This window comes from Streptomyces argenteolus (assembly GCF_042902585.1).
GTDB lineage: Bacteria > Actinomycetota > Actinomycetes > Streptomycetales > Streptomycetaceae > Streptomyces > Streptomyces argenteolus.
Genome location: NZ_JBIBEG010000001.1, coordinates 912,526 through 938,228, shown reverse-complemented (window position 1 = coordinate 938,228; position 25,703 = coordinate 912,526). Strand labels below are relative to the sequence as shown.

The 25,703-nt window shown below is 73.0% G+C and carries 21 protein-coding genes; 14 read left to right on the top strand and 7 right to left on the bottom strand.

What is annotated here, in order from left to right; translation table 11 throughout:
* Positions 1–57 precede the first annotated feature (57 nt).
* Positions 58–933 (bottom strand): L,D-transpeptidase family protein, encoded by an 876-nt coding sequence (locus ACFY8O_RS04140; protein WP_387898618.1) that lies wholly within the window; start codon positions 931–933, stop codon positions 58–60.
* A gap of 280 nt (positions 934–1,213) precedes the next feature.
* Between ACFY8O_RS04140 and ACFY8O_RS04135 the strand changes: the two genes are divergently transcribed.
* Together ACFY8O_RS04135 and leuE are read left to right on the top strand one after the other, a co-directional pair.
* Positions 1,214–2,794, top strand: a complete 1,581-nt coding sequence (locus ACFY8O_RS04135) for an acyl-CoA mutase large subunit family protein (RefSeq protein WP_387898615.1) — start codon at positions 1,214–1,216, stop codon at positions 2,792–2,794.
* A 91-nt stretch (positions 2,795–2,885) separates the two neighbouring features.
* The gene (leuE, locus tag ACFY8O_RS04130; RefSeq protein WP_387898613.1) at positions 2,886–3,545 is read left to right on the top strand and encodes a leucine efflux protein LeuE; all 660 of its coding nucleotides are present in this window, start codon (positions 2,886–2,888) and stop codon (positions 3,543–3,545) included.
* Positions 3,546–3,576: 31 nt separating this feature from the next.
* On the opposite strand, the gene ACFY8O_RS04125 is transcribed toward leuE, so the two are convergent.
* Positions 3,577–4,035 carry a MarR family winged helix-turn-helix transcriptional regulator gene (locus tag ACFY8O_RS04125; RefSeq protein ID WP_387898611.1) on the bottom strand — a complete coding sequence of 153 codons (459 nt, stop codon included), beginning with the start codon at positions 4,033–4,035 and terminating at the stop codon, positions 3,577–3,579.
* A gap of 18 nt (positions 4,036–4,053) precedes the next feature.
* Positions 4,054–5,478 carry an FAD-dependent monooxygenase gene (locus ACFY8O_RS04120; protein ID WP_387898608.1) on the bottom strand — a complete coding sequence of 475 codons (1,425 nt, stop codon included), beginning with the start codon at positions 5,476–5,478 and terminating at the stop codon, positions 4,054–4,056.
* 38 nt (positions 5,479–5,516) lie between these two features.
* Here ACFY8O_RS04120 and ACFY8O_RS04115 point away from each other — a divergent pair, with 38 nt between their 5' ends.
* From ACFY8O_RS04115 to ACFY8O_RS04090, 6 genes are all read left to right on the top strand, one after another.
* Positions 5,517–6,161, top strand: coding sequence for a TetR/AcrR family transcriptional regulator C-terminal domain-containing protein (locus tag ACFY8O_RS04115; protein WP_387898605.1), 645 nt, complete (start codon positions 5,517–5,519; stop codon positions 6,159–6,161).
* A gap of 274 nt (positions 6,162–6,435) precedes the next feature.
* A complete protein-coding gene (locus ACFY8O_RS04110; protein WP_387898603.1) occupies positions 6,436–7,401 on the top strand; it encodes a glycosyltransferase family 2 protein in 966 nt (321 codons plus the stop codon).
* Positions 7,402–7,404: 3 nt separating this feature from the next.
* Positions 7,405–8,754 carry a polysialyltransferase family glycosyltransferase gene (locus tag ACFY8O_RS04105; RefSeq protein WP_387898601.1) on the top strand — a complete coding sequence of 450 codons (1,350 nt, stop codon included), beginning with the start codon at positions 7,405–7,407 and terminating at the stop codon, positions 8,752–8,754.
* Between the two features lie 56 nt (positions 8,755–8,810).
* Positions 8,811–10,097, top strand: a complete 1,287-nt coding sequence (locus ACFY8O_RS04100) for a hypothetical protein (RefSeq protein WP_387898598.1) — start codon at positions 8,811–8,813, stop codon at positions 10,095–10,097.
* Positions 10,094–12,517: a polysaccharide pyruvyl transferase family protein gene (locus tag ACFY8O_RS04095; protein ID WP_387898595.1), complete on the top strand. Its 2,424-nt coding sequence runs from the start codon at positions 10,094–10,096 to the stop codon at positions 12,515–12,517. Before ACFY8O_RS04100 ends, ACFY8O_RS04095 begins: the two co-directional genes overlap by 4 nt.
* A 50-nt stretch (positions 12,518–12,567) precedes the next feature.
* Positions 12,568–13,668, top strand: a complete 1,101-nt coding sequence (locus tag ACFY8O_RS04090) for an acyltransferase (protein ID WP_145803834.1) — start codon at positions 12,568–12,570, stop codon at positions 13,666–13,668.
* An 82-nt stretch (positions 13,669–13,750) separates the two neighbouring features.
* Here ACFY8O_RS04090 and ACFY8O_RS04085 read toward each other — a convergent pair whose 3' ends face one another.
* Together ACFY8O_RS04085 and ACFY8O_RS04080 are read right to left on the bottom strand one after the other, a co-directional pair.
* Positions 13,751–15,091: a polysialyltransferase family glycosyltransferase gene (locus tag ACFY8O_RS04085; RefSeq protein ID WP_387898591.1), complete on the bottom strand. Its 1,341-nt coding sequence runs from the start codon at positions 15,089–15,091 to the stop codon at positions 13,751–13,753.
* Positions 15,088–16,071 carry a glycosyltransferase family 2 protein gene (locus ACFY8O_RS04080; protein ID WP_387899569.1) on the bottom strand — a complete coding sequence of 328 codons (984 nt, stop codon included), beginning with the start codon at positions 16,069–16,071 and terminating at the stop codon, positions 15,088–15,090. Before ACFY8O_RS04080 ends, ACFY8O_RS04085 begins: the two co-directional genes overlap by 4 nt.
* A 208-nt stretch (positions 16,072–16,279) precedes the next feature.
* On the opposite strand from ACFY8O_RS04080, the gene ACFY8O_RS04075 reads away from it, so the two are divergent.
* From ACFY8O_RS04075 to ACFY8O_RS04060, 4 genes are read left to right on the top strand one after another with little or no spacing between them, the layout of a single operon-like run.
* Positions 16,280–17,665: a DUF6716 putative glycosyltransferase gene (locus tag ACFY8O_RS04075; RefSeq protein ID WP_387898589.1), complete on the top strand. Its 1,386-nt coding sequence runs from the start codon at positions 16,280–16,282 to the stop codon at positions 17,663–17,665.
* A gap of 20 nt (positions 17,666–17,685) precedes the next feature.
* On the top strand, positions 17,686–18,915 hold the full coding sequence (locus ACFY8O_RS04070; protein ID WP_145803826.1) for a cytidylyltransferase domain-containing protein: 1,230 nt from the start codon (positions 17,686–17,688) through the stop codon (positions 18,913–18,915).
* A gap of 12 nt (positions 18,916–18,927) precedes the next feature.
* Complete coding sequence (locus ACFY8O_RS04065; protein WP_145803824.1) at positions 18,928–19,863, top strand: N-acetylneuraminate synthase family protein; 936 nt, start codon at positions 18,928–18,930, stop codon at positions 19,861–19,863.
* Positions 19,864–19,874: 11 nt separating this feature from the next.
* Positions 19,875–20,915 (top strand): hypothetical protein, encoded by a 1,041-nt coding sequence (locus tag ACFY8O_RS04060; RefSeq protein ID WP_387898584.1) that lies wholly within the window; start codon positions 19,875–19,877, stop codon positions 20,913–20,915.
* Between the two features lie 100 nt (positions 20,916–21,015).
* Here ACFY8O_RS04060 and ACFY8O_RS04055 read toward each other — a convergent pair whose 3' ends face one another.
* Entirely contained in the window at positions 21,016–21,948 is a 933-nt protein-coding gene (locus tag ACFY8O_RS04055; protein WP_387898581.1) for a LysR family transcriptional regulator, read from the bottom strand.
* A gap of 278 nt (positions 21,949–22,226) precedes the next feature.
* Between ACFY8O_RS04055 and ACFY8O_RS04050 the strand changes: the two genes are divergently transcribed.
* Positions 22,227–22,850: a hypothetical protein gene (locus ACFY8O_RS04050; RefSeq protein ID WP_387898578.1), complete on the top strand. Its 624-nt coding sequence runs from the start codon at positions 22,227–22,229 to the stop codon at positions 22,848–22,850.
* A gap of 37 nt (positions 22,851–22,887) precedes the next feature.
* Here the strand turns inward: ACFY8O_RS04050 and ACFY8O_RS04045 are convergent, their stop codons facing one another.
* Positions 22,888–23,568: a macro domain-containing protein gene (locus tag ACFY8O_RS04045; protein WP_387898575.1), complete on the bottom strand. Its 681-nt coding sequence runs from the start codon at positions 23,566–23,568 to the stop codon at positions 22,888–22,890.
* Between the two features lie 264 nt (positions 23,569–23,832).
* Here ACFY8O_RS04045 and ACFY8O_RS04040 point away from each other — a divergent pair, with 264 nt between their 5' ends.
* Positions 23,833–25,449, top strand: coding sequence for an ADP-ribosyltransferase domain-containing protein (locus tag ACFY8O_RS04040; protein ID WP_387898572.1), 1,617 nt, complete (start codon positions 23,833–23,835; stop codon positions 25,447–25,449).
* Positions 25,450–25,703: the final 254 nt, after the last annotated feature.

Sequence of the window (25,703 nt, the reverse complement as noted above, 5' to 3'; positions counted from 1 at the left end):
CTCCGGCGCGGGCGGGACACGTTCCCCCGGTCCCGCCCGCGCCCCTCATCCCGTCGGCTACCGGTAGATGACGACCTTGTCGCCGTCCCTCACCTGTGCGAACAGGGAGGCGATCTTTCCTTCGTCCCGCACGTTCACACAGCCGTGCGAAGCCCCGCTGTAGCCCCGGGCCGCGAAGTCCGAGGAGTAGTGCACCGCCTGGCCGCCGCTGAAGAACATGGCGTACGGCATGGGGGAGTCGTAGAGCGTCGAGACATGGTGGCGGGACTTCCAGTACACCGAGAAGGTGCCCTCGCGCGTGGGGGTGTACTGCGAACCGAACCGTACGTCCATCGACGAGACGACCCGGCCGTCGATCATCCAGGACAGTGTGCGGCTGTTCTTGCTGATGCACAGGACCCTGCCCGTCATGCAGCGGGCGTCGGGCCGTGCCGTGGGGGCGGAGACCGGCGGATCGAGCTCTCGCGCCGTCGGCTTCCGTGTCATGGCGAGCAGCCGCTGCCAGGTCACCGTGTCCGTCCTGCCCGTGCGGGGCAGGCCCCGCTTGCCCTGGAACGACTGCACGGAGGCGACGGTGACCGTGCCGTAGTACCCGGTGGGGCTGCGGTCGAAGTGGCCGATCTGGCGCAGCCGCGCCTGGAGTTCCCGAACCCGCCGGCTGCGGTCCCCGCGGGACATCAGGGTCCCGGGCCGCCGCGAGGGCCGTGCGCCCGGCGTCCGGGACGGCGTGGCCGAAGGGCTCGCCGGGGCGCCGGACGGTCGGGAGTCGTCCGCCGGACGCGTGGCCGCCGGCGCCGGGGCGGCGGGCTCCCCCGACCCCACGGCGCCGGGCTCACACCCCGTGGTCAGGCCGGCCAGCGCGAGCGCTCCGACGGCCAGCGCCCTCGACACGCGCGGCCCGCGACCCGGGCTGTTCGTCCGTACGTGTCTCATCCCGGCCCCCTGGCCCTCGGCTCACACGGTCGCCACCACCGGGCGGCCCGGACGTCCCGTCCGGGGTTCCGCCCGGAGCTTTCACCCGGACATCTCCTCTGACGGATTCCCGCCCTGCCCGGTCGCCGAATCCTGAGCATGATGGGGTCCTGGGCCCGGATGTGTGGGCGCGGGCTGTGAGCAAGGTCCCAGGGAAGGCCCCTCGCAGGCCGCGGCGACGCCGCTAGAGTCCGTCGCGAGACTGGTTACCGATAAGTAGCTTGAGCGGGAGGCACAGCACATGACGCGTGAGTCCGAGTCGGGACTGCCCATCGAGCCGGTGTACGGGCCGGAGGCACTGGACGGCTGGCGGCCCGAGGAGAAGCTGGGCAACCCGGGCGAATTCCCCTTCACGCGCGGCGTCTACCCCACGATGTACACCGGCCGGCCGTGGACGATGCGGCAGTACGCCGGATTCGGCACCGCCACCGAGTCCAACGCCCGTTACCAGCAGTTGATCGCCAACGGCACGACGGGCCTGTCCGTCGCGTTCGACCTGCCCACCCAGATGGGACACGACTCGGACGCCCCGATCGCCTCCGGTGAGGTCGGCAAGGTCGGTGTGGCGATCGACTCGATCGACGACATGCGCGTGCTGTTCGGCGGTATCCCGCTGGACCAGGTCTCCACCTCGATGACGATCAACGCCCCCGCCTCGCTCCTGCTGCTCCTCTACCAACTCGTCGCGGAGGAGCAGGGCGTGCCCGCCGACCGGCTCACCGGCACGATCCAGAACGACGTGCTCAAGGAGTACATCGCCCGGGGCACCTACATCTTCCCGCCGAAGCCCTCCCTGCGGCTGATCGCCGACATCTTCAAGTACTGCAAGGCCGAGATCCCGAAGTGGAACACCATCTCGATCTCGGGCTACCACATGGCCGAGGCCGGTGCCACGCCCGCGCAGGAGATCGCGTTCACGCTCGCGGACGGCATCGAGTACGTGCGCACCGCAGTCGCCGCGGGCATGGACGTGGACGACTTCGCGCCAAGGCTCTCCTTCTTCTTCGTCGCCCGTACGACGATCCTGGAGGAGGTCGCCAAGTTCCGTGCCGCGCGCAGGATCTGGGCGAAGGTGATGCGGGAGGAGTTCGGCGCGAAGAACCCCAAGTCGCTGATGCTGCGCTTCCACACCCAGACCGCGGGGGTGCAGCTGACCGCCCAGCAGCCCGAGGTCAACCTGGTCAGGGTGGCCGTCCAAGGACTCGGCGCTGTGCTCGGCGGCACGCAGTCGCTGCACACCAACTCCTTCGACGAGGCGATCGCCCTGCCGACGGACAAGTCGGCCCGCCTCGCCCTGCGCACCCAGCAGGTCCTGGCGTACGAGACCGACGTGACCGCGACGGTGGACCCGTTCGCCGGGTCGTACGTCGTCGAGAAGATGACCGACGACGTCGAGGCCGCCGCCCTGGAGCTGATGCTCAAGGTCGAGGACATGGGCGGCGCGGTCGACGCCATCGAACGCGGCTTCCAGAAGGCCGAGATCGAGCGCAGCGCCTATCGCATCGCCCAGGAGACGGACAGCGGCGAGCGCGTGGTCGTCGGCGTGAACCGCTTCCGCCTGGACGAGGAGGAGCCCTACGAGCCGCTCCGCGTGGACCCCGCGATCGAGGCCCAGCAGGCGGACCGGCTCGCGAAGCTCCGGGCCGAGCGCGACCAGGGGGCGGTGGACGCGGCACTGGCGGAGCTCAGGAAGGCGGCCGAGGGAACGGAGAACGTGCTCTACCCGATGAAGGACGCGCTCAGGGCACGGGCCACGGTAGGCGAGGTCTGCAACGCGCTGCGCGAGGTCTGGGGCGCGTACGTCCCGACGGACGCGTTCTAGGCCGGCGGACGCGTCCCGAGCAGCGAGGGGTGATCCTCCGCATTCCGGACCGCCCGGACGGAGTGTCGTACCCGCGTGCGACACTCCGTCCATGCTGGGTGTCACCGATCTTCCGACCTACCTCGCCGGCCTCGTACTGATCATTCTGCTGCCGGGCCCGAATTCGCTGTACGTGCTGTCCGTCGCCGCCAGGCGCGGGGTGCGCACCGGTTACGTGGCCGCCGCCGGCGTGTGGACCGGCGACACGATCCTGATGACCCTGTCCGCGCTGGGCGCGGCGTCGCTGCTCCAGACGACGCCGCTGCTGTTCGCCGTCGTCAAGTACGCGGGTGCGGGCTATCTGACGTGGATGGCGATCGGGATGCTGCGGGCCGCCGCCTCGATGTGGCGCGAGCGGCACCGGCGGGTGGCCGAGCTGACGGACGAGGGCCGTGCGCCCGTGGCAGGGGCGGAGCACCCCTACCGGCGGGCCCTCGTCGTCAGCCTCTTCAACCCGAAGGCCATCCTCTTCCTGATCTCCTTCTTCGTGCAGTTCGTCGATCCGGGATACGCCTATCCGGCGCTGTCCTTCCTGCTGCTCGGCACGCTGCTCCAGCTGGGCAGCTTCCTCTACCTCTCGACGCTCATATTCGGCGGCACCCGCCTGGCCGCGGCGTTCCGCCGCCGTAAGCGGCTGTCGGCGGGGGCCACTTCGGCGGCCGGCGTGCTGTTCCTCGGGTTCGCGGCCAAGCTGTCGTTCAGCAGCGTCTGAGCGGGGCGCCGGGGTCCGGTGGTGCCGGGCCTCAGTGGTGCCAGGCGGTGCCGCCCACGTTGTGGATCATGCGCTGGAGGACCTTGAGCGCGGCGACGAACTCCTCGTCCGGGATGCCGTCGTGCATCGTGGCCCGCGCCCTGGCGACCCGTGCGAACGCCTCGGCGCGCAGTGCGTGCCCCTCGGGTGTCAGCCGGAGCCGGGTGCTCGCGTCCTCGGTGACCAGGCCCTGGCCGACGAGGGCGTCGATCGCGGGCTCCAGGGAAGCGCCGTCGCGGAGATAGCCGCGGAGCACCGCGACCACCTCGGCGCGCGGACGGCCGTGCTCGTCCGCCTCGGTGAGCTGGTTCAGCACCCACCAGGGCGGCTGGGTCAGGCCGTGTTCGGCCAGTGCCGCCCGTATGTGCGTCACGGTCGCTTCGTGGGCGGCCCAGCTCCAGTAGCCGATGGGCTGCCGTGCCAGTCCTTCGTCGTCATGTGAGTACTCCATGGACCGGACGGTAGGACCTCAAGCGAAGTCGAGGTCAAGGCCCACGCGTCCGGCGTACGCGGCGAGGCCGGAGGTGTCCTCGCCCGCCCAGCCGACGTAGCCGTCGGGCCGGACCAGGAACAGGCCCGTGCCGTAGGCCTCGTTCCCCTCGACGCGGCAGGTCCGCAGGGTCTCGTCCTCGCGTGCGGGCAGCGGGGCGTCCGTGCCGACCGCGAGCAGGGTGAAGTGCGGTCCCCGGAAGACGTCGAAGAGCCGTCCGCCCTCGTCGGTGCGCCCGTCCGGCGCCCGGTCACCCGCCTCCAGGCGCCCTGCCCGGCCCGATGCCAGGGGTCCTTCGCGGTAGCCGAGCCCCAGTTGCTGGGCGGCGGCTCCGCGTTCCTGCTCGCCCCGGTGGATGCGGGTCGACAGGCCCAGCATCTCGGCGGCCACCGGGCGGCGTTCCTGCTCGTAGGTGTCCAGGAGGGCTTCGGGCGCACCGTGGAGCAGCACCTGACCGAGCTTCCAGCCCAGGTTGTACGCGTCCTGGACGCTGGTGTTCAGCCCCTGGCCGCCGGCCGGGGAGTGGACGTGTGCGGCGTCGCCGGTGAGGAGGACGCGGCCCACGCCAAACCGGTCCGCGAGGGCCGCGCGCGGCCTGAAGTCGGAGGACCAGCGGACCTCGGTGACGTCGTCCGCGCCCAGATGGGTGCGGGCGGCGACGAGGGCCCGCACGCCCTCGGACGAGGTGTCGGGCACTCCCTCCCGGAACTGGGCGACCAGCTGGAAGTCCGGGGTGCCGGGCAGCGGGCACAGGGTGAGCAGTCCCGCGTCGCCCAGGAAGATGTGCCAGTTGAGGCGGTCGAGGGCCCCCTCCGCGATCCGTACGTCGGCCACCAGGGTGGGGGAGGGGTCGACGGTCTCGCCCTCCATCGCGATGCCGAGCGCGCGCCGGACCGTGGACCGCCCGCCGTCCGCCGCGACCAGGTACGAGGCCCGGACCTCGCCGGTGGTGAGCCGCGCCGTGACCCCGCCCTCGTCCTGGGACAGCCCCGTCAGGGCCGCCGAGAAGAGCACGTCACCGCCCAGCTCGCGCAGCCGTGCGAGCAGGATCTCCTGCGTCCGCCACTGCGGGACCATCCAGGGCTCCCCGTACGGCTCCGCCTCGGTGGGCGCGGCCCGGCGGAACATGTCGTACGCGCCCTGGCGCTCGCCGCCCTTCCAGGTCATCCCCACCGGCGCAGCTCCCCCGTGCGCCCGTACCGCTTCCCCCACGCCGAGGTCGTCGAAGACCTCCCGGGTGCGGGGCTGGACGCCCTTGCCCCGTGAGCCGGGGAAGAGCGACGGGGCGCGCTCCACCACGAGGGAGCGCACTCCGCGGCGGGCGAGATCGCAGGCCAGGGCGAGGCCGCTGGGACCCGCGCCGACGACGAGGACACCGGTTTCCTTAACGCTGTTAAGTTCCATGGGTGGGAGTCTGTGCTTAACGCTGTTAAATTGTCAAGGTGGGTACGACGAAGATCGACAGGGCGCGGGTCGCCGACACGGCGCTGAGGCTGCTGAACGAGGTGGGCCTCGACGGGCTGACCCTGCGCGCCATCGCGAGGGAGCTGGACGTCAAGGCGCCGGCGCTCTACTGGCACTTCAAGGACAAGCAGGCGCTGCTCGACGAGATGGCCACGGTGATGTACCGCCGGATGCTGGAGGGCGACCTGGCCGGTCCCGCCCCCCGTACCTGGCAGCAGCAGATGGTGGCGTACCAGAGCGCACTGCGCGGCGCGCTCCTGCGCTACCGCGACGGGGCCAAGGTCTACGGCGGCGCCCGGTTCACCGGCACCGACCACGCCGAGGGCCTGGAACGCCACCTCCGCACGATGGTCGACGCCGGGTTCGACCTCCGGCAGGCGGTGCGCGCGGGCATGACGGTGAACGCGTACACGATGGGCTTCGTCGCCGAGGAGCAGGGCGTGAAGCCCATGCCGGACGAGCAGCGGGAGGGGTACGACATCGCTGAACGCGCGGCCCGCATGGAGTGCTATCCGCTCGCCGCGGCGGCCGGCACCGAGATCTTCACCGACTACGACGAACGCTTCGAGGACGGTCTGTGGATCGTCGTCGCGGGGATCGAGGCGCGGTACGGGGTGAAGTGACCCTCGCCGCCGGGGTGCGGATGTGCGCCACCGTGCCGACGGGGCTCGGCCGCCGGGCGGCCGGTGCCGGGAGAGCCGGGCGGCCGGCGGCCGGCCCCGGGATCGCAGGCCGCCTGCCGGCCGGTGCCGGGGGCCCGCCGTCGTGCCGACGGGCTCCCCCGGGCCGCGTCACCCCGGGGACGCCCAGAGTTCACCGTTCGTCGGGCCGGGCGACACCCGCTCCTCCCTCCCTCTCACTAGCGTGTGCGGACCATGATCGAAGGTGAGGGCCCGCGTGCCGAAACTGTCCGTTGTCGTCCCGTTCCACAATGTCGGTGCCTTCGCCGACACGACGCTGGGCAGCCTCGCCCGCAACACCGGCCCCGACATCGAGTTCCTGCTGGTGGACGACTGCTCCACGGACGAGACACCGGCCGTCGTCGACCGCTGGGCCGACAGACTCCCGAACGCCGAGGTCATCCGGCACGGCGAGAACCTGGGTATCGCGGCGGCACGCAACAGCGGCATCGACGCCGCCCGGGGTGACTTCGTCACCTTCCTCGACGGTGACGACTGGTACGCCCCCGGCCATCTGGGCCGGCTGCTGCACGCGGCCGCCGAGCTGGACTGCGACTTCGCCCGCACCGACCACGTGCAGGCCACCGGGACGAGCCGGGTCGTCAAGCGCGCGCCCGCGCCGCTGCGTGAGACCGTGCTGGACCCCCGGGAGGGCATCGCCTCGCCCGAATGGGAGACGATGGTCGACTACCCCTTCGTCTGGGCGGGCGTCTACCACCGGCGGCTCTTCGACGACGGCGGCCACCGCTTCACCACCCGGCTGCGCACCGCCGAGGACCGGCTGTGGATCTGGCAGCTGCACCTGCGGGCCCGCACCTGCGCGGCGCTCAACCTGTACGGGATCTTCTACCGGCGCGGGGTCACCACCTCACTGACCCAGATCAAGGACTCGCGCCAGCTGGACTTCTTCCCCGCCTACGACGCGCTGCTCGAAGAGATCCACGAGGACCGGGACGCCGAGCTCCTGCTCCCCAAGGCCGTCCGCACCTACTGCGCGATGATCGCCTTCCACAACGAGAAGGCGGACGTGTACGAGCCCGCCACCTTCCGGCGCCTGCGCCACGAGTCGGCCGCCGCGCTGCACCGCATGCCGCAGCAGGTGCTCGACCACACCCTGACGATGATGGACGCCAAGCGCAGCACCCTGCTCAACCGCCTGCGTGACAAGCAGAAGGCCGCCTGACCCATGCCCACGCGACGCACCCAGATCTTCCAGGTCTCGACCCTCTACGGGGCGGCCACGCTCGCCGCGGCCCTCGACGCCGGGCAGTTCGGACCCGGGCAGGACAGCCACCGTGTCCTCCTCGTCTCCCACAACGCCGCGATCCCCGAGACCGCCCTCCGGCTGGAGGAGATGCGCGGTTACGGCGGCATCGCGGCCCGCTTCGACTCCGTCGTCGACTGGAACGAGGCCATCAGCCCGCACCATCCGAGCGGCTGGGGCCCGCGCGCCGAGGAGACCGAGCTCTGGCAGCGCGCCTTCCGCCTCGCCTGGGGCATCGACCCCACCGGCCCCGTCGACCTCGCCGTCGAGTCCATCCAGGTCAACCCCGCCCGCGCGCTCGCCGCGATCTTCGCCGAGAGCGCCGTGCACGTCTACGCGGACGGCCTGATGACCTACGGCCCGACCCGCAACAAGGTGCCGCGCTCCATCGCCTGCCGCATCCGGCGGGTCCTCCACCTCGACCTCGTCCCGGGACTGCGACCGCTCCTCCTGGCCGAGTCCGGAGTCGAGCCCGAACTCGTGCCCGACGACGCCTTCCGCACGGTGCTCGGCGAGATCGCCGCAGCGGCGGACGGTGACCGGCAGCTCGCGGCGCTCGACACCGAGGCGCCCACCGCCGTACTCCTCGGGCAGTACCTCGCGGCCCTGAACATCCTCACCCCCGAGGAGGAGGAGGACCTGCACATCCGCATGCTGCGCGGAGCGGCGCGGGCCGGCCACACCTCCGTGCTCTTCAAGCCCCACCCCACCGCACCGGCGAGCTACTCCCGGGCCCTGGACGACACGGCCGCCGAGCTGGGCGTACGGCTCACCACGCTGAACAGCCCGCTGCTCGCCGAGACCCTCTACGAGCGCTGCGCGCCCACCCTCGTCGTCGGCTGCTTCTCGACGGCCATGTTCACCGCCGCGGTGTACTACGGCATCCCCGTCGCCCGGGTCGGCACCGGTCTCGTCCTCGACCGCATCACCCCGTACGAGAACAGCAACCGCATCCCGCTGACCATCGTCGACCACCTCGTGCCCGACCTGGACGAGCAGGGCGGCGAGCCCGTGCCCGCCCTGCCGTCCACGGCGCCGGAGACGCTCGCACCGCTGATCCGGACGGTCGGCTACTGCATGCAGGCCGGCCTCCACCCCCCGCTGCGCGCCGAGGCCGAGGCCTGGCTGAGGGAGCACCTCGACGCCGGCACCCAGCACTACTTCAAGCGCCGCCGCCTGCAGAAGCTCACGCTTCCCGGCGGCGGCCCGCGGGGAGCGGCGATCCGGCTGCGCCGCACCGTACGACGCACCCGCACCAGCCTGGGCCTCTGACCCCGGAACCGGGGCGCGCCCCGGCCGGCCACTGATCACAGAACGGCGGAACGAGCATGGGCCAGACCTTCACGGGGCTGCTCAAGGCAGTACGGGCCAGATCGGGACAGGACGCCGCGGCGCAGGCCGCGCCCCTCGCCCTGCGTCTGTGCGGCGACTACCTCGCGGGCCTGGCCGCGAGCGGTCCCGTGAGCGACGCGCGCCGGACCCGGCTGGTCGCCGCCATCGGTGATCTCACGGCGGCGTCCTGCACGGACGCGGACAGTCTGTTCGACGCGCTGCTGAGGACCGGTCAGCGTGCCCTGGACGCGGGCGGCGACACCGAGAACCGTCTCGCGCTGGACATCGCCGCCGAGGCGACCGGGCTGCGGCCCCGGTCCAAGGGCGCGTGGCGGCTGCGCGGGCGCGCCCTGGACGCCCTCGGCCGGAGGGGTGAGGCCGTCGAGGCGTACGAACGCCATCTGACGCTCCAGCAGAACCCCTCGTCCGCCGGGGACATCGTGCGCCGGATCGCCACCCTCGAGGAACTCCGCGCCTGCCTGGACGAGGCCGCCGGGCTGCTCCCCGCCGAGGACGGCGCCCGTCTGCGCGCCCTGCGCGACGCCCCCGCCGGCGAGGCGCGTACCGCCTTCGCCGAGGTCGTGCGGCGGCGGACCGCCGAGGGCGGAGGGATGGCCGACCCGGCCGTCCGCCGCCTCAACACGCTGTACGCCGCCTACCGCAGACTGCTGGACCGGGACAGGACCGCGGACCCCCTGCTCGGCGGCGTGGAGCCGCTCGGGGTGCCCGCGCTGCGCCGCCTCGTCGAGGGACGCTCCGTGTGCCTGGTCGCGGACGCGCCCGCGATCGCCGAGGAGGAGCGGGTCCCGGGCGGCGGGCTCGCCGAGCTGATCGACGGGTACGACCTGGTGGTGCGGTGCGACGGCATCCCGGCGGACGCCCCGCGCACCGACCTGCACGCCGTCACGCTGCGCGGCGGCACCCCGTGGACTGGTCCCGCCTGGAACCGGCGGACCCGGACGCGGATCGTCTTCGGCGACACCCTCGCCCCCTGGCGCCGCGCCCTGCGCACACGGCTGGTGCCCGGTGCCCAGGACCACATCGGGGACGCCTCGCTGAGGCACCCCCTGGACGATCCGGCGCTGCTCGGCGAGGAGGACTGGGGGCCACGGACCAGCACCGCGTTCACGCTGCTCCGGCTGCTCGACTTCCTGGACGCGGCGGACCGGCTGGACCTCATCGGCTTCGGACTGCCGGGCCGGCTGCTGCCGCGCGAGCGCGCATGGGTCGCGGCCCACGCGCGACACGAGGACGAGACCGAGATGAGGACCGTGCTGAGATGAACGCCCCCGACCCCACCGCGGACAGACGGACCGTGCCCGCCGGCCCCGGACAGTCCCCCGCCCCGGACGCACCGGCCGCCCCCGAGACCGCCGACGACCGGCGCGCCGTCACCGGCAAGCGGCGGATCGCCTTCGCCGCGTACGCCGACGAGGCCCGGATGCCTGGCCTCCTGGTGCTGCTGCGCAGCCTCGCCCTCAGCGACCCGGCCGTCTGCGAGGACTTCCTCGTCCTGCACCCCGGGCTGCCCGACTCCGCGTTCGACGCCGCCCGCCGGCTCCACCCGCGTCTCGTCCCGCGTCCCGGCGAAGGCCCTCTCGACGTCTTCCATGTGACCGGCTACGACACCGTCGTCGCGCTCACCACCGGCACGGTCGTGCTCGGCCCGCTCGCACCGCTGCTGGCCCTGCGCACGGGCGTCGCCGCCGTCCCGGACGGCGGGCTCGCCGTGATCCAGCTCAGGGACGTGACGGCCCCCGTCCTCGCCGCCTCGGCGCGGGGCGACCGGGCGGCGGTCCACCGCGCCCTCACGGACGACGGGCTCCTCGTGCCCCTCGCCTCCCGTTACGACGTCCCGGCCGGGCACCCGCACGACGACACCCCGGTGCCCGGCAGCACCGTCGTCCTGCGTTTCGGTGAGGTCGAAGGCGAGGACTGCGGCACCGGCGCCGGTGAGCGCGAGGGAGCCGCGCCCGCCCCCTCCGTCTCCGCCGCCCCGGCGCGCGCGGCGCGTGAGCGGTACGAGCTGGACGACGAGGCATTCCGCGCCGCCTACTGCGCCCTGCCGGGCGCCAAACACCCCGACCTCCTGCTGCACATCGCCCTGCCGTTCCCCGACGGGGGGCGTGCGCCGGTGGACCTCGTACGGCAGGTCGCCGAGGTGCACCGGCAGCAGGGGCGCTACGACGAGGCCGTCGCCCTGCTGGCCCCCGCCGTGGCGGACCGGCCCGACCTGCCGCGCTGCCACGAGACGCTGGGCACGAGCCTGATGGCCCTGTCCCGCTACGAGGAGGCCGAGACGCATCTCCTCCTGGCCACCGTGTCCCCGGACTTCGCCGCCCGCGCCTACGGTCAGCTCGCCCGGCTCGCCTGGCTGCTCGGCCGGACCGAGGACGCGCGGGACTACGCCCTGGAGGGCCTGGACGCCGACCCGGCCGACGCCAACTGCCACGCCTGGTACGTCCGCACCCGCTCCGGCACCGTGCCCGCCTCGGCCGGTGCCCACGACGGCCCGGGTGAACAGCTCGCCCATGTCGCCCTGTTCGCGGACGGGCAGGAGAACGCGGGCGACAAGGTGCTGCCCGAAGCGGTGCGCATGTGCTTCGGCCCCGACACCGGGCCCGCCCGCTGGCACGAGCGCTCCGTGCACCGGCTGGTCGACGAGCCCGGACTTGAGGAGCTGAACGCCCGGCGCGGCATCGTCGTCGGCGGGGGCGGGCTCTTCCTCCCGGACACCGCGCCCAACGGCAACAGCGGCTGGCAGTGGAACATCCCCGACGACGTCCTGGCCCGGATCACCGCACCGCTCGCCGTCTTCGCGGTCGGGTACAACGTCTTCGACGGCCAGCGCTACCGCCGGGAGCGCTTCGCGGCGAGCCTGCGCGCCCTGGTCGAGAAGTCGGCCTTCTTCGGGCTGCGCAACCAGGGCTCCGTGGAGCGGGTCAGGGAGCTCCTGCCAAAGGACCTGCGCGACCGGGTGCGCTACCAGCCCTGCCCCACGACCGTGGCCCGTCACCTCGACCCCGGTCTCGACGGCCCGGCCGGCGCGGACGACCGGGACGAGACCGTGCTGGTCAACTGCGCCTACGACCGCGCCGGTCTGCGCTTCGGCCACGACTACGGCCACTTCCTGGCCGAGACCGCCGCCGCCGTACGCGCCATCGGCGAGCGTGCGGAGGTCCGTTACGCGGCCCACATGCCGGCCGACGAGAAGTTCGTCCACGACCTGCGCAGGGAGCACGGGATCGCGCTCCCGGTGGAGCCGCTTTACCTGTTCTCCAACGACCGGATCCGCCGGCTCTACCGGCGTACCCGTCTGGTCATCGGCATGCGCGGGCACGCCGGAATGATCCCCTTCGGCTGCGGAACGCCCATCATCAGCCTGGTCTCGCACCCCAAGCTCGCCTACTTCCTCTCCGACCTGGAGCGGCCCGAGTGGGGTCTGTCCGTCCACGACCGGTCGCTGGGCGCCCGCCTGGCCGAGCGTGCGGCGGACGTGCTGGACCACCATCGGGCGGCCGTGGCCGACGTGCACGGCAGGCAGGAGCGCCTCTGGTCGGTCACCCGCGCCAACCTCGCGGAGCTCCAGCACCTGTTCGGGCTGCCCGACCCCTTCGCCGAGGAGGCCGCCCCGCACGTCCCCGGCCCCCGGAACGCCGCGCCGGCACGGGGCCTTCACCTGCCCGACACCCGGGCGAAGTGACTGTTCACCTGACCGGAGTTCACCCCGCACCCGGGCGTTCATAGCCTTCGATGACCATGTCTTCCTCTGTCTCCCCTGCGGACGCGCCCGTCCCCGGCCTCTCCCCGCGCCCCGGCCCCGAAGCCCGCCCGCGCCGCGAACACCGCCACGACGTCGATCTGGTCCGGCTGCTCTGCTCGATCGGCGTGATCCTCTGCCACACGGGTTCCGCGTTCGTGAACACGGCGGGCCGGGAGGCGTCCGGCGGCCCCGGCACCTACTGGGCCGGTCTGGTGGCGGACTCGGCGGGCCGCTTCGCCGTACCGCTGTTCTTCGCGATCGCGGGATGGGTCGTCCTCGTCGGTGCCCCGGTCCGTGACGGCAGGCAGCTGTGGCAGCGGATCGTGCGCATCGTGGTGCCGCTCGGTGTGTGGACGGCGCTCTACCTGGCCTGGGGAAGAGTGCGCGGGACCAACGAGGACCCCGTGGGCGAGCTGGCGCTCGACTCGCTGTTCGCGTCGGTCCGCCCGGCCTACCACCTCTGGTACCTGTACGCCTACGTCCCGGTCGTCATGCTGCTCGCCTTCGCCGCACTGGTGAAGGCGGGCAAGCGCCCCTGGGGTCTCGGTGCGGCCCTCCTCGCACTGGGCGCCGCGCCCTCCCTGTTCGGCGACCTGTCCGAGGTCACCGGCCTGGACCTGCCGCGCTTCGGCTGGGGCTTCGGCCCGTACCAGCTGATCTACGCGGTCCTGGGCGCCCTGCTGCTCGCGCTGCCCGCGGGGACCTTCGGCAGGCGCGGAGTGTGGTGGCTGCTCCCGGCGTGCGGGGCCCTGGCCGCGATCGTCGCGTACCAGCACGGGGTGCACTACGCCATCCCGTACGCCAGTGTCCTGGTGGCCCTGTTCAGCGCGGGGGTGCTGTTCCCGCTGCACCGGGTGCGGGTCCCCGAGCGGCTGCGACCGGCGCTGACCCGGCTGGCGGGGGCCTCGTTCGGGGCGTACATGATCCACGTGCTGGTCCTGGGTGTGCTCACCGACCTCCTGGTCGACGCCGGCCTCGGTCTGCCGTCAGCGGCGCTGCTGGTCCTGGCGATCACCGCCGCCACCACGGCCCTCTCCTTCGGCGCCGCGCTCCTGTGGACGCGCCTGGGCCTGACGCGCCTGCTGGGCTGAGCCCCGCGGACCTGCCCGCGTGGCGCCCGTGAGGACTCCGCCCCCGCGCCGCTTCCTGCTGGCGCGGGGGGCCGGGGTGCCGTCAGCGGCGCGCGAGGGCGCGGGCCCGGCGAGCCATCCGGCGCAGCGTCGCGTTGCGGCGGACGAAGGCCAGGCGGCGGGGGACGGCGCCGGGGAGGGCGAGTGAGCCCAGGCGACGGCGCTTGAAGTAGCGCCAGGTCCCGGCGTCGAGCCGGGTGGAGAGGTAGCGCTCGGCGGCCGGGCGCAGGTCCGGGCGGACCCGGGGGCGCATGGCGAAGGCGACGGCCTCCAGCAGGCCGTCGAGGGCCCCGGCCACGGTCTCCGGCGTCAGGGGCGACTGCTCCCTCACGGCGGCGGTGTCGGCCAGGTCGGGCAGCAGTGCGTCGATGATCGTCGCCGGAATCCTGGCGGGGTTCTCGTACGGCGCGAGCCGCTCCAGGAGGGTGCCGGTTCCGGTCCTGGCCACGGGCAGACCGTAGAACACCGAGGCGGTGAGCAGCGCGGCCGAGGAGCAGCCGACGACGAGCGCGGGCCGCAGCCGCTCGAAGAGGACCTCGGCGGGGACCGGGGCCCCGCCCGTCCCGACGGCGGGCACGGTGAGTCCGGCGCCGAGCCGGGCGGCCTCCTCCCGCAGGGCCCCGGAGGGGACCGCGGACGCCCGCGGGTGCGGCTGGAGGACGAGTCGCGTGTGGCCGAGGGCCACGGCGCCGCGCACCATCCGCAGGCCGAGCTCCGTCTCCGCGGCGACGGGAAGCGCTCCCGGCTCGGGCATGAGCAGCAGAGCCGCGCCCTCGGGGGAGGCGAACCCGTCGGTGGCGTCGGCCAGTTCGCTGTAGACCTTCAGGAGGGCGGCACGCGGGAGCGTGCGGACGGGCACGTCGTACTCCGCCAGCAGCATCGGCTCCAGGCCGGGGACCAGGTCCGGGTGGAGCACCTGCCGGACGCGGGTGCCGATCAGCGGGCTGATCTTCCCGCCGGTCGGCCCGTATCCGGTCAGGCCCGGCACGTACACCGTGACCGGGCCACCGGTGAAGACCTGGGCGAGCGCCTGGGCGGGGGAGTCGTGCGGGGACTCCAGCACCAGCTCGACCTCCCCGTCCCCGAGGTCCCAGGCACGGCGCAGATGACGCTCCCACAGGGGCACGTCGTCGGGGCGAGGCGTCCAGGCCGCCGGGTGCAGCGGGAAGACGGCGTCGTTCCACGAGAGCACCTCGTCGAAGCGGGAACGCAGCACCCCGGCCCCGGGCACCGAGGCGGCGGGGGGCGTTGCCTCCGGGACGGGAGCGGTGTCGCAGAGCAGCAGGATGCGGCGGGCCGCGTCCTCGAAGCAGCCGGCGTCGACGGCCGCGGCGAGCACGGCCGTTCCGTGCGTGCTGGAGGCGGCGAAGATCTGGACGGTCACGCGGCAGTCGTCTCCTTGATGCCGGCGGGGCGGCGGCGCAGCCGGCGCAGCACGGTCGCGCGCTCGGTGTCCATGGTGTCCAGAACGTCGTCCAGAAGGGGCCGGGGCATGCTTTTGAGCGCCGCCGAAGCGAGCGATTTCAGGGTGCGGGCCACGGGTGGCTCGAATTTCCCCACGGCGCCGACATGGTGGGCGATCACGGCGCAGTACGTCCGTACCGCTTTCGGCAGCAGTACGTCCGCGTCGCGGTCCGCCGCGGTTTCGGAAAGCACCTGGTCGTAGGCGCGAATGAAATCCAGCTGGCGTTCGTCGCCGATCTGGGTGAGGGAGGAGGCGACTCCCCGCCGGTAGAAATGGCTCAGATTCCCGAGCACGGCGAAGGAATGCGCCTGACGGTGCAGACGCCAGATCCAGGGCCGGTCCTCGGCGGTGCGCAGACCGTCCGTGAAACGCAGCAGTCCCCGGTCCAGCAGATCGCGGTGGTAGAGCCCGGCCCAGGCGAACGCGTAGTCCACGGACGTCGTCCGGGCGGCCGGCAGGATCGCGTCCCGGGGGTCGCCCACCACCCCGCGCGGGCCGTGCGGGACGCGGCGCACCGTACGGGCCGTGCCCGTGACCTGGACGTGGTCCGTGCGCACGAACTCGCAGCCCAGGGCCTCCGTCTGCGCCAGAAGGCGTGCGTAGTGGCCGGGCGCGACCCAGTCGTCGCCGTCCAGGAAGGCGATGTACTCACCGCGGGCGGCGTCCAGGCCGGTGTTGCGGGCCGTGGCCAGACCGGCGTTGGCCTTGTGACCGCGGACGACCACCCCCGGCACGTCCTCCTCCGCCCTCCGCAGGATGTCCGGCGTGCCGTCGGTCGAACAGTCGTCGACGAGGATGAACTCGAAGTCCTCACGGGTATTGGCCCGCAGGCTTCTGACGGTGTCGGACGCGTAGGCCTGGACGTTGAAGAACGGCACGATGACGGAGAGCTTGACCACCCGCGTCACGTTAGGGGCGGCTTCGGCATGTGCCTTGTCCCCCGAGCGTACGGAAAGTGAACGACGCACGGCGGAAGCGTGAACCCGCCCGTATGTGGAGGCAATTCACCCTGCGGAGAAACCGGATCGCCAATCGTCGACCGGCTGTTAACCATCTGTTGCCACCGCGTTGGGCCGCGGATCGGAATGGCTTCCTAGCTTTTACGACGTGCCCCCTCGTACCGATGACCAGGCCACTTCGGCCGTCACCCCAGCAGCCGACAGCACGGCCCTGCGTATAGCCGTGCTGGCCGACTCCGACACCCGGTGGAAATGGGGCGCGCTCACCGCGCGCCGCCTCGCCGGCGGCCCGGAGACCGGCACGGCGGACCGCCCCGTCGAGATCAGCGGGCTGCTGCTGCGCGGCCGGGCCACCCCCACGCCGAGGCAGCTCGCCGAGGTGGGTGAGGTCGGTGTCGACACGGGCCGGGTGCGCGAGGTGACGACGGCCGAGTTCCTGCACACCGTGCGGGACGAGGCGTACGACGTCGTGGTGCTGGCCCTCGTCGGAGGCGCCGTCCAGGCGATGCTGCACGGACTGGCGGCGCTCGGCCTGCCCCGCAGGCCCGTCGTCGTCACGGGGTACGTCGGTGTCGTCTACGAGAAGCTCGCCGACGGCCTCCTGCTGCGCCACGGCGCGGACGTCGTCCTGGCCAACTCCCGCCACGACGCCTCGCGTTTCCGCGCGGTGTACGAAGGGGTCGGCGCCGACGCGTCGTCCGTCACCGAGGCCGCCCTGCCCTTCCTCGGCGGGGAGCCCCACCGGGCACAGGAGGGGCGCGACACCGTGGTGTTCGCCGCCCAGCCGTCCGTGCCGGCCTCCCGCGCCGACCGCACGTACCTGCTGCGCAGGCTCGTCGAGCACGCCAGGCTGCACCCGGGACGCGAGGTACTGCTGAAGCTGCGCTCCAAACCCGGTGAGCACACCACGCACATCGAGGAACTGCCCTACCAGCGCCTCGCCGAGCGCCTGCCCGGCGGGCTGCCCCCGAACTTCCGCCTGGTCTACGGGCACATGGGGGAGGTCCTGGACCGCACCGACCTGCTGGTCACCGTGTCCTCGACCGCCGCCCTGGAATCCCTGCACCGGCGCATCCCGACCGCGATCCTCTCTGACCTCGGTGTCCGTGAGGCCCTCGGCAACCACCACTTCGTCGGCTCCGGGCTGATCACCTCCTGGGACCACCTCGACGGCGGCCTGCGTCCCGAGCCCGACGAGGAGTGGCTCGCGGGCCAGGGCGTCGCCGCCGACGGTACCTACGGGGCGGCCTACGACACGGCTCGCGCACGGGTCGGCGAGCTGCTCGCCGCCGGACCGCTTCCCCGGCCGGCCCCCTACTACACGCCTGCCACCGCCCCCGGCTACCTCCCCGGCATCCTCGCCCGCTACCACCTGGGCCCGGACGGCCTGCCCCTCCCGGGTGCCGTCACACCCAAGGAGACGGGACGGGTCCGGGGCGCGGTGCGCGAAACCGTGCGCAACGCGGCGCGCGGCGCCTACCGCCACGGCGTCCAGCGGGTCGCCCCCGTGATCCGGCGGATGGGCGAGCTGTGACCACCGATTCAGGAGCGACCATGACCCCGCCCCCCACCGTGCTCGCCGTGATCCCCGCCCGCGGCGGATCCAAGGGCGTCCCCGCCAAGAACCTCGCCCAGGTCGGTGGCGTGCCGCTCGTCGGCCGCGCGGTCCGTGCCTGCCTCGCCTCGCCCGAGGTGACGGACGTCGTCGTCACCACCGACGACGCGGCGATCGCCGAGGCGGCCCGCGCCACGGGCGAGGCACTGGGGGAGTCCGCGCGGCTGCACTGCGTGCAGCGCCCCGCGGCCATCGCCGGTGACACCGCGACCAGCGAGGCGGCGGTGCTGCACGCCCTGGACGCGTACGAGGCGATGGGACACGGCCGCTCCGCCGACGTGGTCCTCCTGGTCCAGTGCACCAGCCCCTTCGTCGCCCGGGAGGACATCGACGGCGTCGCCGCCGCGGTGGCCCGCGAGGGCGCCGACACGGCCGTCACCGTCGCCCCCTTCCACGGATTCGTGTGGCGGGACGGCAGCGCCGTCGAGGACGGCACCTACGGCGTCAACCACGACAAGTCCGTACGCCCCCGCCGTCAGGACCGCCCCCAGGACTACCTGGAGACCGGGGCCGCGTACGCCATGGACGTGGCCGGCTTCCGCACCCACCGCCACCGCTTCTTCGGGCACACCGCGCTCGTCCCCACCGACCCCGCCCGGGTCCTGGAGATCGACGACCCGCACGAGCTGGCCCGCGCCCGGATCCTCGCGCCGCTCCTGGACCCCTCCCCGCTGCCCACCCGCGCGGACATCGACGCCGTGGTCCTCGACTTCGACGGCACGCAGACCGACGACCGCGTCCACGTCGACTCGGACGGCCGCGAGACCGTCGCCGTCCACCGGGGCGACGGACTCGGCATCGCCGCCCTGCGCCGGGCCGGCGTACCGCTCCTGATCCTCTCCACGGAACAGAACCCGGTCGTCGCCGCCCGCGCCCGCAAACTCCAGGTCCCGGTCCTGCACGGCATCGACCGCAAGGACCTGGCGCTCAAGCAGTGGTGCGAGGAGCAGTCCATCGCTCCCGACCGCGTGCTCTACGTCGGCAACGACGTCAACGACCTGGGCTGCTTCGCCCTGGCGGGCTGGCCCGTCGCCGTGGCCAGTGCCCACGACTCGGTGCGCGCCGCCGCGCGCGCCGTGACCGACACCCCCGGTGGCTTCGGCGCCATCCGCGAGATCGCGGCCTGGCTGCTGGGACCCACCCTCACCCCCGACACCCCCACCACGTAAGGAAGCACCACCATGAGCAGCACCTCCCGCCTGCGCACCTTCGGCACCCGCACCGCCGGCCCCGGCCGGCCCGTCTACGTCACCGGCGAGATCGGCATCAACCACAACGGCGACCTGGGCAACGCCCTCGCGCTGATCGACGTGGCCGCCGAAGCCGGCTGCGACGCCGTGAAGTTCCAGAAGCGCACCCCGGAGATCTGCACCCCGCGCGACCAGTGGGACATCGAGCGCGACACCCCCTGGGGCCGGATGACGTACATCGACTACCGCCACCGCGTCGAGTTCGGCGAGGAGGAGTACACCGCGATCGCCGAGCACTGCGCCAAGCGCGGCATCGACTGGTTCGCCTCCCCGTGGGACACCGAGGCCGTCGCCTTCCTGGAGAAGTTCGACGTCCCGGCCCACAAGGTCGCCTCCGCCTCCCTGACCGACGACGAGCTGCTGCGCGCGCTCCGCGCCACCGGCCGCACGGTCATCCTCTCCACCGGCATGTCCACCCCGAAGCAGATCCGCCACGCGGTCGAGGTCCTCGGCAGCGACAACATCCTGCTCTGCCACGCCACCTCGACGTACCCGGCCAAGGCCGAGGAGCTCAACCTGCGGGTCATCAACACCCTCCAGCAGGAGTACCCGAACGTCCCGATCGGCTACAGCGGCCACGAGACCGGCCTCCAGACGACCCTCGCCGCCGTCGCGCTCGGCGCGGCCTTCGTCGAGCGTCACATCACCCTCGACCGCGCCATGTGGGGCTCCGACCAGGCCGCCTCCGTCGAGCCGCAGGGCCTCACCCGCCTGGTCCGTGACATCCGCACCATCGAGGCCTCGCTCGGTGACGGCGTCAAGAAGGTGTACGAGTCGGAGCTCGGCCCGATGAAGAAGCTCCGCCGGGTCGCGGGCGTCATCGCCGAGAGCGAGAACGCGCCGGCCGCCGAGCCGGTCGCGGTCTGACGGGCCGACCGGTGAACCTCGCCTTCGTCGAGAGCCCGGTCCAGCTCCTGAACGTCCTGGAGTGGACCCACATCCGGGGAGGAGACGACACCACCGTCGTCGTCCTCCCCCCGGTCGACCCGATGTCGCGCGGACAGCTGCGCAGGATGGCGGAGCTGGCCCGCGACGAGGGCATCACCGTCCGCTGGCAGGAGGCGCGCGGGGAGACCGGCGCGCCCCTGAAGGCCCTGCGGGCCCTCACCGGCCTGATCCGCAGGGCCGACCGCATCGTCATCGGCGACCCCTTCTCCCGGTACGTGCAACTGCTCCTCACCCTGGTCCGCACCCGCCGTATCACGGTGGTCGACGACGGAACGGCCACCATGGAGTTCGTCGCCCAGCTGGCGCGCGGGGAACGCCTCGTGCGGTGGCACCGCCGGGGGAACGGAGGGCCGCGCGAGCTGCTCCTGGCCCCCGTCACCTCCGCGGCCCGCCGCAGCTTCACCCCCTCGGCGACCCGCTCGGTGGAGGTCTTCACCGCGATGCCGGTGGAGGCACCCTCCGACATCGAGGTCACGGCGAACACGTTCGCCTGGACCCGGGAACGCTTCGGCCCGCCACTCATCACCAAGGGCGCCGACCTGGTCGGCACCTCCCTGGTCGAGACGGGCGTGGTCGACCCGGTCCCCTACGAGGAGGCCGTCACCTCCCTGGCGCGCACCCACGGTGCGACGCGCTACTTCGCCCATCGCAGGGAGTCGGCCGACAAGCTCCACGCCCTGGAGGCCGCCACCGGCCTGGAGATCGTCCGCCCTGACCTGCCGCTCGAACTCATCGCCCGCAGGGGCCCCGTCGGTCACACGGTGCTGAGCTTTCCCTCCACCGTGGTCCACACCCTTCCGCTGGCTCTGGCGGGCACGGGGGTGAAGGTCGCGGTGTGCGACATAGCGCCCGAGTGGCTGCGCGACACGGCGTCACCGCGCGCACAGGGCTTCCTGAGCGGGGTCACGGAGACGGCGCGCGACGTGCAGCGGCTGGCCCCGTGGCGGGCCACCGCGGTGACGGAGGCGTGAGACCGTGTCCGGCCCCCTCGGCGAGGGAGGAGGGAGGCTGCGTCGCCGACTGCCGCCGTGGTGACGCAGGCGCGGGCAGGGCCCCGGGGGCGGGCCCTGTTCAGGAGCGGTCCGCCCACCCGGACGCGTCCCGCTCCCGTACCGGCTCCGGCCGGCAGCTCTCCCGGAGAAGATCACGCAGGACCAGTGCCGACGGCAGGGGTGCGGCGGGCAGGGCGACGTGCACGGTCCGGCGCAGGGCGGGGTCGGTGAGCCGGCGCAGGACGATCCCGTCCGGTACCGCCCGGGCGGCCAGCGACGGAACCAGCGCGACCCCGAGACCGGCGGCGGCGTAACCGAACTTTCCCGTCCACTCCGCTATCCGGATGACCTTCCTGGGGGTGAACCCGGCCCGGGCACAGGCGTCGGCGAGCATCGTGGGCCGGTCCCCGTACGCGCTCTGGAGCCATGCCTCGTCGCTCAGTTCGGCCAGGTCGATCACGGCCGAGCCCGCCAGGCGGTGCTCCCGGGAGAGGGCGACGAGCAGGTCGTCCTCGCACAGCGGGGTCGTCGTGACCCCGTCGCCCGAGGGCAGTCCGGACGGGTAGTCGCTGACGACGGCCACGTCCAGCGCCCCGTCCGCGAGTCCGGCCGTCAGGACGCCGCTGGCGCCCTCGACCGCCATGACCTCGACACCCCCTCTGGCCTGCCGGAACGCCCGCAGAGCGGTCGGCACCAGCGAGATGTTGGCGGTGGGGAAGGCACCCAGGTGCAGCAGCCCGCCGTCGCCCGCATGCAGCGCGGACAGCTCCTGCTCGGCCCGTGACAGGCGGTCCAGCACCTCCATGGCGTGGCGGTGCAGGGCATGGCCCGCCGGGTTCAGCCGGACGCCTCGCGGAAGCCGCTCGAAGAGCGGCCCGCCCGCCTCCTGCTCCAGCGTCGCGATGCGCCGGGAGACCGCCGACTGGGTGTAGTTGAGGTGGAGCGCAGCCTTGGTGAACGAACCAGTCCTGGCCACCGTCACCAGCAGCCGCAGCGCGTCGGTCTCGAACACCGCCGGTCCCTTCGCTCGCCACATTCCCACGAGGCATGGCTGCCATGCGATCCAGTCGCTGGTGGAATGCGTGGCCCCACCCTAGCGTCGGAGAGGTGATCCGGAGAGCGGATCACCGTGCCGGACGAGGGGGAAGTGTGCTGTCAGGAAGCCGAGTCGGGGTGGGGAAGGGGTCCACGGAGCCGTTCGGCCGGGCGGCCCGCGCGGGCCGCCCAAGCGGGCCGCACAGGGCGCTCCGCAGCCGGCACGTCCGCCCGGCCGGGCACCCGGGGACCGCGATGAACCGGTCCGGACGGGTGGGGGTCCTTCCGCTCCTGGTCGTCACCGCCGTGCTGCTCGCGGGCTGTTCGGGAGGCGGCTCCGGGACGGACCGGAGCACCGATGCGGCAGGACCCTCCGCCGCCACGGCCACGGCCGCGCCCACCACTGCCGCGCCGGTCGCGGAGCCGAGCGTGGCCGCATCGCCCAGTACGGCCGCGCAGATCGCCGAGGTCGTCACCACCTGGTACGAGTTCGGGGGCGAGTCGGCGATGGTCGACCTGATCGGCGAGATCGTGACGGTCCAGGCCGACCGCACCCCCGACGAACTGGGATACGTCACCGTGGACTTCGGTCCCCTTTTCGACGCGACCGAAGCGGCACGGTGGCCCGGCACCATTCCCGACACCAGGACCCAGACCGAGTGGTGGACCGCCCTCGGGCACCTGGAGGACGGCGCGCAGGCCGTCCTGGACTCGTCACCGGACGTGAGCCTCCTGTGGTCACGCCAGGAGACCGAGCAGGCGTACGAGGGGTGGCGGACGTTCGACAAAGGCGTCAAGGAGCTGAAGGCGGTCCAAGCGCGACTCCGGGGCACCTTCGGCCTGCGCCCGCCGACGGACCCGTGGAAAGCGCCCCGTTGAGCCTCCCGGTCGCGGAGGGAAGCTCCGGCCGGGCCGGTCAGCGGCGGCCCGTGCCGCGCCTCGCCGGGTCGATGCGGACCCGCTGCGCCGCGGGCGCGGACTCCAGGTCGTCGAGCTGCGCGACGATCGTGCTGCGGAGCTCGTCGTAGTCCTCGAAGCGATGGTCGTTGTACAGGGTGTAGCCCGTCCACATCAGGTTCGCGCAGACCCGCGCCGGAACCCGGCCGGTGCGGGCGCCCATGCCGACCAGCGCCACCGACGCGATGCTGCCGGGCTCCCTCCTGTTCTGCTGGTGGACCGCCTGGAAGGCGGCGGCGCAGGCCAGCGCCACGTTCAGGGTCGCGCTCACGTTCTGCGAGGACCCCTGCATCGTCGGCGTCGGTATGAGGAACTTCGGCACGACCGCTCCGGAGGGGACGCACACGGCGCTGCCCACGGGCAGGTTCCCCGCGAAGCCGTCGCGGATCGCCCGCTGCACCCGCAGCTGGACGCCCGCGCCCAGGTGCCGCTTGACGGCCGCGTCGACACCTCCGTCCATCCGCCCCCGCGCGTTGGTCGGGTTGACCCAGGCGTCGACCTTCTCGGCGAGGATCGAGCCCTGGCGGATCTCGATCCCGGGCTCGTCGGCGAAGGCCGCCCGCCACGCCTCCACCACGTCAGGGTTGAGGTCGGTCAGGACCACCCGGACAGGGGGCGACTGCACCCGGCTCGCGGTCATCATTCACTCCGATCGGCAGGTGGCCTCTCCACTGGTCCGAACGCTATAGGCCCCCACTGACAACGCCTCCGACGTGGGAAGTTGATGCCCGCTCAGGCGGCCCGCGGCAGCTCTGGCGGGCCGCGCGCCGCGGCCGGCGGGCACCGGCGGACGGTTGTCAGTGGCCGGGGATATAACTCGTCGTCTGCGGGGCCGATGCGTATGCCGCCGGGCTCGCCGACACGCCTGCCCCAGCACGGATCGACACCGCGGAGCGCCTCCACCATGAGCGATGCCAGCACCCCTGCCCAGCCCGGCCCCGACGACCCGCTCGCGCTCACCGAGCTCTTCGCGGGCGGCGGCGAGCCGTGGCTCCCGCTGCTGAAGCCGGTCGTCGAAGCGCACCCTGAAGCGGCCGATTTCATCGGCCCGGACCGCGGCCCGGGGGTCGTCCCCGTGCGGGAGCTGACCTTCCAGGCGCTCAAGCCCAACCCGCCGCACAAGTGGAAGGTCGTCGTCTTCGGCCAGAACCCCTATCCGCGCCCGGAGAGCGCGACGGGCATCGCCATGTTCGACAACACCTTCCACGACTGGAAGGACAGCCAGTTCGGCAGAGTCGTCAGCATCCGCTGCATCATCAAGGCCGCGGCGATGTGGAAGTACGGCATACCGAAGAAGACCCCGATCGCCGATGTGCGGGCGCTCCTGAAGGAACAGGACACCGTCCAGCCGCCGGAATGGTTCCAGGCCATGCTGACGCAGGGGGTCCTCCTGCTGAACGCGGCACTGACAGCCAGCAGCGACGGGGTGATGGCGACGGACCGGCACACCAAGTTCTGGCGTCCCGCCGTCGAGCGGATCGTCGAGGAGATCCTCAGGGCCAAGCAGAGCGCAGGCGAGGAGGACCGCTACGTCGTCTTCGCGTGGTGGGGCGCCCACGCGCGCAGCCTCAAGACCGTCGTGACCCGTCTCCAGAAGAAGTACCCGGGGGTGGAGGTCCGGCACATCGACCACCCCAACCCGGCGGCGCAGGGCGACATCTTCTGCGACGGCGAGCACTTCGGCACGGTCAACGCCGCGCTCGCGGCGATGGGCGCGGACGAGGTCGACTGGCTGCCCAGCAAGGGGTGGAACACGGCGGACGAGGGGGCCGAGGGCGCCGGCGAGGACGTCTCGGCGCGCATGGGCGCGTTCATCGCCTCGACCATGGAGCTGCACCAGCTCTATCTGGACCGGCTGGCGGGGGTCAAGGACGAGGGCCTCGTCCTGCCGCCCCTCACCGGAGTGTTCGACACCCCGCTGCTGGACTTCCAGGACGCCGTCAGCCCCGTCGTCTCCCTGCTGGCCGGCATCGGCCGGCACGCCGAGCGGTCGCGCGAGTTCGGCAAGAGACGTGCGGACGAGGCCCCGGGCGAGCTGTCCGCCGACGCGATCGCCGCGCTCCACCTCTACACCTGCGAGTCCGCGTTCTACCGCGAGATCAACGCCGTGCTGCGCTCCCCGGACCGGGCGAAGGCCGTCCCTTATCTCCCGTACCTGCGGCTGCTGTTCTCGGCGGTGTCGGAGCTCCCCGTCCACACGCAGCCGCTCTGGCGAGGGGTGTCGCTCGATCTGCGCGCGCAGTACCCGCTCGGCCGCACGGTGACCTGGTGGGGCGTGTCCTCGTGCACGTCCGAACGGTCCGTGGCCCGCGCCTTCCTCGGCAGTCGCGGCAGGCGGACGATGTTCGAGGTGACCCCCGCGCGGGCGGTGGGCATCCGCGACTACTCGGCCTTCACCGGCGAGGAGGAGTACATCCTCGCCCCGGGCACCCAGCTCCAGGTCACCGACGTCAGGACCGAGCGGGGCGGGCTGTGCACGGTGAAGCTGAGGGAACTGGCGGAACAGACCCTCGTCTCCTGACCCGGCCCCGGGGCTCGCGTCCCGGCACCCGGGTCCCGGGCTCCGGGACTGCCGGTTCACCCGTTCGGCTGTACGCGCACCGGTCGCGGCCCGGCGCCCGTGCCTCGGGACCCCGGGGCCGGGACCCGCGCGAGGGCCGAGGCGCTCAGACTGCCGGCGGGGCGGGGCCAGGGCGGAGCCGGGCCGGAACGAGGCCCGGATGACGGCAGGACGGCGGCGAGGCGAAGGGGGACACGTGAGGAAGCTGGAGGGGA